General features: G+C 73.0%; 5 protein-coding genes. 2 read left to right on the top strand and 3 right to left on the bottom strand.

What is annotated here, in order from left to right; all coding sequences use genetic code 11:
• Positions 1–88: 88 nt before the first annotated feature.
• From IG90_RS0131230 to IG90_RS0131220, 3 genes are all read right to left on the bottom strand, one after another.
• Entirely contained in the window at positions 89–1,561 is a 1,473-nt protein-coding gene (locus tag IG90_RS0131230; protein WP_030592035.1) for an FGGY-family carbohydrate kinase, read from the bottom strand.
• A 152-nt stretch (positions 1,562–1,713) separates the two neighbouring features.
• Positions 1,714–2,490: a DeoR/GlpR family DNA-binding transcription regulator gene (locus IG90_RS0131225; protein ID WP_030592033.1), complete on the bottom strand. Its 777-nt coding sequence runs from the start codon at positions 2,488–2,490 to the stop codon at positions 1,714–1,716.
• A gap of 5 nt (positions 2,491–2,495) precedes the next feature.
• Complete coding sequence (locus IG90_RS0131220) at positions 2,496–3,146, bottom strand: histidine phosphatase family protein (RefSeq protein WP_030592030.1); 651 nt, start codon at positions 3,144–3,146, stop codon at positions 2,496–2,498.
• A 219-nt stretch (positions 3,147–3,365) separates the two neighbouring features.
• Between IG90_RS0131220 and IG90_RS0131215 the strand changes: the two genes are divergently transcribed.
• Complete coding sequence (locus tag IG90_RS0131215) at positions 3,366–4,421, top strand: 2-hydroxyacid dehydrogenase (protein WP_030592028.1); 1,056 nt, start codon at positions 3,366–3,368, stop codon at positions 4,419–4,421.
• A 49-nt stretch (positions 4,422–4,470) separates the two neighbouring features.
• A complete protein-coding gene (locus tag IG90_RS0131210; protein ID WP_030592026.1) occupies positions 4,471–5,943 on the top strand; it encodes an FGGY-family carbohydrate kinase in 1,473 nt (490 codons plus the stop codon).
• Positions 5,944–6,000: the final 57 nt, after the last annotated feature.

Raw genomic sequence — 6,000 nt, 5'->3', positions numbered from 1 at the left:
GCCGGGTCAACGTTCTGTGGGCACTCCTGCGTGACGGAAGGTGCTACAGCCCAATACCGCCCGTCACACTGGCAGCTTGACATCTCTATTAGGAATCGGGGAGCCAGCCCCGCTCGCGCAGCGCCGCCACGAAGTGGCCGTAGGCGTCGTCCAGGGCGGGGCGTTCCTCCGGCACGGGCTCGACGAGGGCGCCTGGGCGCACCATCGCGGCGGCGCTCGCCGCGAGGTCCTCGTGGAGCGTGCCCGTCGCCGCGAGGAGCGCGGCTCCGAAGGCCGTCTCCGCCCGCCCGGCCACCCGGACCGGGCGGTCCAGGACGGTGGCCCGGATCGCCGTCCACACAGCGCTGCGACTGCCCCCGCCGGCCGCGTACAGAGGGCCCAGCACCGGGACGCCGAGACGCTCGACCCGGTCCAGAGCCAGGCGTTCGACGAAAGCGACTCCTTCGAGTGCGGCCCGGTGGGAGTCCACCTCGTCGCCGGGACGGCCCAGCTCGAAGCCGCGCGCCGTGCCGGAGACGAAGGGGAACCGTTCGCCGTCGCGGCACAGGGGGTAACGCACGTACGACGCCGGGCCCCGGGCCGCCGCGGCTGCGTCCAGCTCCGGCAGACGGGACGCACCAGCCTGAGCCAAACACTCTGCTCCGGTGTTGGACGCCCCGCCGGGGAGCCACCAGCCGCCGGGGTGGCGATGGCTGTAGAACGCCCCGGTCGGATCGCGAACCAGGTCGGCGGAGACCCCCTTGAGGACGTATGTGGTGCCGAGCACGCCGACGAACCGGCCCGGCTCGACCGCCCCGGTGGCGATCTGGCCCGCGCAGCCGTCCGTCATCCCGAGGCGTACGGAGCACCCTTCGGGCAGTCCCGTCGCCTCGGCCGCTTTCCGGCCGACGACACCGGCCTCCGTGCCGGGGGCACTTACGTCGGGTAGCAGCGCGAGCGGGAGGTCGAAGGTCTCGAACACCTCGTGCGCCCACTCCGAAGCACGGGCGTCATAACCGGACTTGAGCGCGTGGCTCCAGTCCGTTGCGACCGGGTGACCCGTCAGCTCGCGCCCGACGACGTCGGGTGTGTGCAGGACCTGGCGCAGGGCGGAGCCGTACGTCCGCAAGCACCAGACGGCCCGGCCCAGCGCCGCGGTCGGCCCCACGGACAGGCCGAGCGCGGCCCACCGGGCGCTGCCCGCCCGCTGGGCCTCCGCGTTGACGTCGGCGGCTCGCCGGTCGTCGTACATCAAGGCCGGGCCGAGCGGTTCGGCGTCGACCCCGGTCGGCACGATGGTTCCGGATGTGGCGGACACGGCCACCGCGACGACCTCGCGGCCGCCCCGGGGCAGTGCGTCGGTGGTGCGGCGGAGCGCTGACCGTACGGCGGGCCACCACGAGCGGGCGTCCTGCTCGCTCGTCCCCGCGGCGGTGCGTACGGGGAGCGGCAGATCGCTCCGCGCCTCGGCGAGCACACGCCCCTGCTCGTCCACGCACAGCACGCGGACGGACGCGGTTGCCACGTCGATGCCGATCACGGCCGGAGCGTGGCGGGTGGTTCGGCGGGATTCTCTGCTCATGGCGGAATGCGTCCTTCCCCGGCGTCGGCGTCCGGCGGGCCTCACCTGTCCACTGGCTGTTCGCATCTGTTCAGCGGGGGGCTGGTGGCCCAGCCGGGTGGTTGGTTCTTTGTGAAATCAACATTCTTTCCATCATGCTGCGATCGGCCATCTCACCGTGCGACGGCCGCCACGGTGACCGTGGTCCGTTCGCGGAGTTTGCCGAGCAGTTCGGCGTCCACTTGGTCGTCCACGACGAGATGGTCCAGGTCGGCGACGGGCCCCACCCGGTGCAGCGCGGTCCGGGCGAGCTTGGTGTGGTCCATGAGCATCACCTTCGTCCCCGCCGACGTCAGCATCGCCCGTTTGACCAGCACCACGTCCTGCTCCTGGTGGTAGGCCGTCCTGGCGTCGAGGGCCGACGTGGAGACGGCGACGAGGTCGACGGAGAGCGCCTCCACCGCCTCGACGCAGGGCATTCCGAGGAAGGAGTCGTGGGTGCGTGAGTACTCGCCGCCCAGCGCGATCAGACGGATGCCCTCGCACCCGGTGAAGACGTCGAGCACCCGGCGGGCGTTGGTGACCACGGTGAGCGGGGCGAGGTCGACCAGCAGGCCGGCCATGACCAGCACGGTGGTGGAATCGTCGAGCATCACCGACATGCCGGGCTCCACCAGCTCGGCGGCGGCGCGCGCGACGGCGTTCTTCTCCGCCGTGTTTACGCCGAGCCGGTAGTCGAGGCTCGACTCGAACACCGTGGACGGCAGGGCGGACGCGCCACCGCGGAAGCGTCGCAGGACCCCTTGCCGGGCGAGGTCGTCGAGGTCGCGGTGGACGGTCATCAGGCTCACGCCCGTCAGCTGGGCGAGAGCGGCGCCCGTGGCCGTGCCCTGCTCCACGACGTGGTCGGCGATGAGCCGTCGGCGTTCTTCGGCGGATCTCTTGGTCATGGGGGTCAGTCTCCCGCAGGGATCGGGCCGGGCGCGGGGGCGGGGGGCGCGGTGGTGGGTACGTTGAGCGAGCGCAGCGACGTCTCCGTGCCCCGGATCTCGATCTCCGTGACGGCTCCGTTGTCCAGGCGCGGGAAGATCCGCCGGTAGTGCCCGAGGGGCAGTCCGAGGAGTTCGCACAGGGCGATGCGCAGCAGGGTGTTGTGGGCGACGACGAGGACCCTGCCTCCCTGGTGGCGGTGCGCGAGGTCGCGCAGGGCCCCGCTCGCCCGGGCCGCGGCGCGGGCGACCGGCTCCGAGCCGGGGAAGGCGCCGGCGTCGGCGTCCTCGCGGAACCTCCGTACGGCTTCGGGGTCTTCCTCGGCCATCTCCTCGATGGTCCGGCCCTCGCCCCGTCCGAAGTCCACCTCCCGCAGGCCCTCCTGGACGTCCACCGCCAGGCCCAGCGCCACCGCCGCGGGGCTCGCCGTCAGGCGGGCGCGGCTGAGCGGGGAGCAGGCGACCGCGTCCACGCCGGTGCGGGCGGCCCAGGATCCGAGGTCGGCTGCCTGGGCCATGCCTCGGGGTGTGAGGGCCACGTCGGTGACACCGGCGTACCGGTTCTCCGCGTGCCACTCGGTCTCGCCGTGCCGTACCAGCAAGAGACGAGAGGTCATGGAGACCGCCCTTCACGTCGAGGTGGAGAGGTCGAGGCCGAGTGTGGGTGGAGCCGGTTGGGTGGGGCCGTCTGCGGCCCGGCGCATTGCCAGTTCACGCATGCGCTGTTAAATTTAACAGAAATTTCACAGCTCAGGTCCGGCCCGTCGCGGCTCGGATCACGCTCCGGCCTGCTCGCCACGCAATCCCCGGCTCCCTCGCAGAAGGAATCCGACGTCATGCGCATCCTCGCCGCAGGCGACCACTTCGTCCGTCCCTCGTTGATTCGCGCGGCAGTGAGTCAGGAGCTGTCCCGCACGGGCGGAGAGCTTCCGGAGTTCGCGGAGTTGACCCTCCCTTGGCCCCACGAGCCCTTCGGGCCGGTCGCGGAGGTCCACGAGGCGAGCGGCACGGAGGAGGAACTCGTCGAGGCGCTGGCCGGGGCGTCCGCCTGTGTGACGCAGATGGCCCCGTTCACCGAGCGGGTGTTCGCCGCAACGCCCGCACTGCGTCTCGTCAGCGTTTCGCGGGGCGGGCCGGTGAATGTGGACCTGGCGGCCGCCACCCGTCACGGAGTCAGGGTCAGCTTCGCCCCCGGCCGCAACGCGCCTGCCGCCGCGGAGTTCGCCGTGGGGCTGATGCTCGCCGCGATGCGGCGTATCGGCACCGCCGACGCGGAGTTGAAGCGGGGCGTGTGGCGGGGCGATCTGTACGCGTACGAGGAGAGCGGCGGTGAGCTCGGCGGGGCCACGGTCGGACTGGTCGGCTACGGCGCCATCGGCCGCATCGTGGCTCGGGTGATGCGCGCCTTCGGCGCTCAGGTGCTCGCGGCCGACCCGTACGCCGATCCTGCCGAGGTGGAGGCGGACGGGGTCGAACTCGTCGAGCTGGACGTCCTCCTGAGGCGGAGTTCGGTGGTGAGCCTGCATGCCCGTCTGACAGAGGAGACCCACCGTCTGCTCGACTCCCGACGCCTCGGGCTGCTACCGCACGGCGCGGTCCTGGTGAACTCCGCCCGGGGCGGACTGCTCGACCACGCGCCGCTGCCGGAGCTGCTGCGCAGCGGCCGTCTCGGGGCGCTGGCCCTGGACGTGTACGACATCGAGCCGATCCCCGCCGACTGGGCCCTGCGGGACGTGCCGAACGTGATCACCACCCCTCATGTCGCGGGCGCGACCCGGCAGACGGCACACCGTGCGGCGTCCATCACCGCTGCCGAGGTCGGCCGCTTCCTGCGGGGGGAGGAGCTGTCGCACCTCGCGAATCGGGACGTCCTGGCAGCCGGGCGGACCTGACGGCCGGCGGCGCCCGGGAACCCATCGGCTCGTACAGGAGGCACCAGGCGTGAGCACCATCATCGGCGTGGACATCGGGACGTCGGTCACCAAGGCCGTGGCGTTCGACGGGACCGGCAGTGCCCTGGCTTCCGCGAGTGGGCGCTCGCACCTGGACATGCTGCAGGGCGGGCGGGTCGAGCAGGATCTCGACGACGTCGTGGTCGGCGTCGTCGATGTCGTCCGCGAGGTCGTCGCCGCGATCGGCCGTGCGCCGGACGCCGTGGCGCTCACCGGCCAGGGGGACGGTCTGTGGCTGCGGGACTCCGAGGGCCGTCCGGTGCGGCCCGCCATCTCCTGGATGGACGCGCGGGCCTCGGATCTGGTGACCGGTTGGCTGGGGGACGGCACGATCAGCACGGCCTACTCGCACACCGGTTCCGGAATGTTCCCCGGGTGCCACGGCCCGCTGCTGAACTGGCTCCAGGAACACGAGCCGGAGTCGCTGGACCGGGCCGCCGTCGCGGGGTACTGCGTCGACGCGGTCGCCCAGCGCCTGACGGGCCGGGTGTGTCTCGACGCCTCCGACGCGACGTTGCCGTTCCTCGACCCGCGTACCCGCCGATACGCGCCCCAGGCCCTGGCGGCCTGCGGTGTCGAGGACCGGGCGGGGCTGCTGCCGCTTCCGGCCCCTCCCGGGACGGTGCTCGGGCTGGACGGTCGCGGTGCCGGGCTGTTGGGGCTGCCCGAGGGGTTGCCGGTGGTGGCTGGGCCGTACGATCTGCCGGCCTGCGCGATCGGCAGCGGGGTGCGTGAGGTGGGGGACGGGGTCCTCATCCTCGGCACGACCCTGGCGAGCCAGGTGCTGACCGACCGCGTCGATCTCGATCCGCTCGCCGAGCCCGCCGGTATGTGGCTGTGCACGCCCGACCCCGGCCGGTGGCTGCGGGCCATGCCCGCCATGGTGGGGACGGCGGCGCTGGAGTGGGTGCTCGCCCTCGTCGGCGCGACCACGGCCGACGTCGACGCCCTGCTCTCCGACAGCCCGCCCGGCGCCCGGGGCGTCCACGCCTTCCCCTTCCTGTCCGAGGCGGGCGAGCGGGCCCCGTTCGTCGAGCCGTCCGCCCAGGGCAGGCTCGACGGGCTCAGCCTGGCGACGGGCCGGGCGGACGCCGTCCGGGCCGTCTGCGAGGCCATCGGGTACGCGGCCCGGCACTGCCTGGACACGGCCGGGCTGAGCGGCACGCTCGCCCTGTGCGGCGGCGGCACGCGGTCGGTGATGTGGGCCCGGCTGATCGCCGACGTCCTCGGCCGGCCCGTCCGTGTTCCGCTGGAGGAACAGGTCGGGGCGCTCGGTGTGGTGTCCGTCGCCAGGTCCTCGCTGTCCCCCGGGTACGAGGCGCCGCCGGGACGCCATCAGGTGGTCGGTCCGCGGGAGGGCGTACGGGCGCTGTACGAGGACGGATACGAGCGGTACCGGGCCGAGTTGGCGACGGCCCGGACCGCGTGGGGGGCTCGCGCGCGGTTACGCGGACGTCCCTGAACGCTCCCGCCCTGCCCGGCGTTCGCGGGTCTCCCACGGCAGGGCATGAGGTACCGC

Origin of the sequence: Streptomyces anulatus, assembly GCF_000721175.1 — a bacterium.
Lineage (GTDB): Bacteria > Actinomycetota > Actinomycetes > Streptomycetales > Streptomycetaceae > Streptomyces > Streptomyces anulatus_C.
Note: the sequence above shows the minus strand (reverse complement) of the source record. Positions and strands in the feature narration are given on the sequence as shown.

What these genes read in the sequence shown, in the direction of transcription:
- IG90_RS0131230 (WP_030592035.1), bottom strand. Translation starts at nt 1,561, where the DNA reads ATGAGCAGAGAATCCCGCCGAACCACCCGCCACGCTCCGGCCGTGATC.
- IG90_RS0131225 (WP_030592033.1), bottom strand. Translation starts at nt 2,490, where the DNA reads ATGACCAAGAGATCCGCCGAAGAACGCCGACGGCTCATCGCCGACCAC.
- IG90_RS0131220 (WP_030592030.1), bottom strand. Translation starts at nt 3,146, where the DNA reads ATGACCTCTCGTCTCTTGCTGGTACGGCACGGCGAGACCGAGTGGCAC.
- IG90_RS0131215 (WP_030592028.1), top strand. Translation starts at nt 3,366, where the DNA reads ATGCGCATCCTCGCCGCAGGCGACCACTTCGTCCGTCCCTCGTTGATT.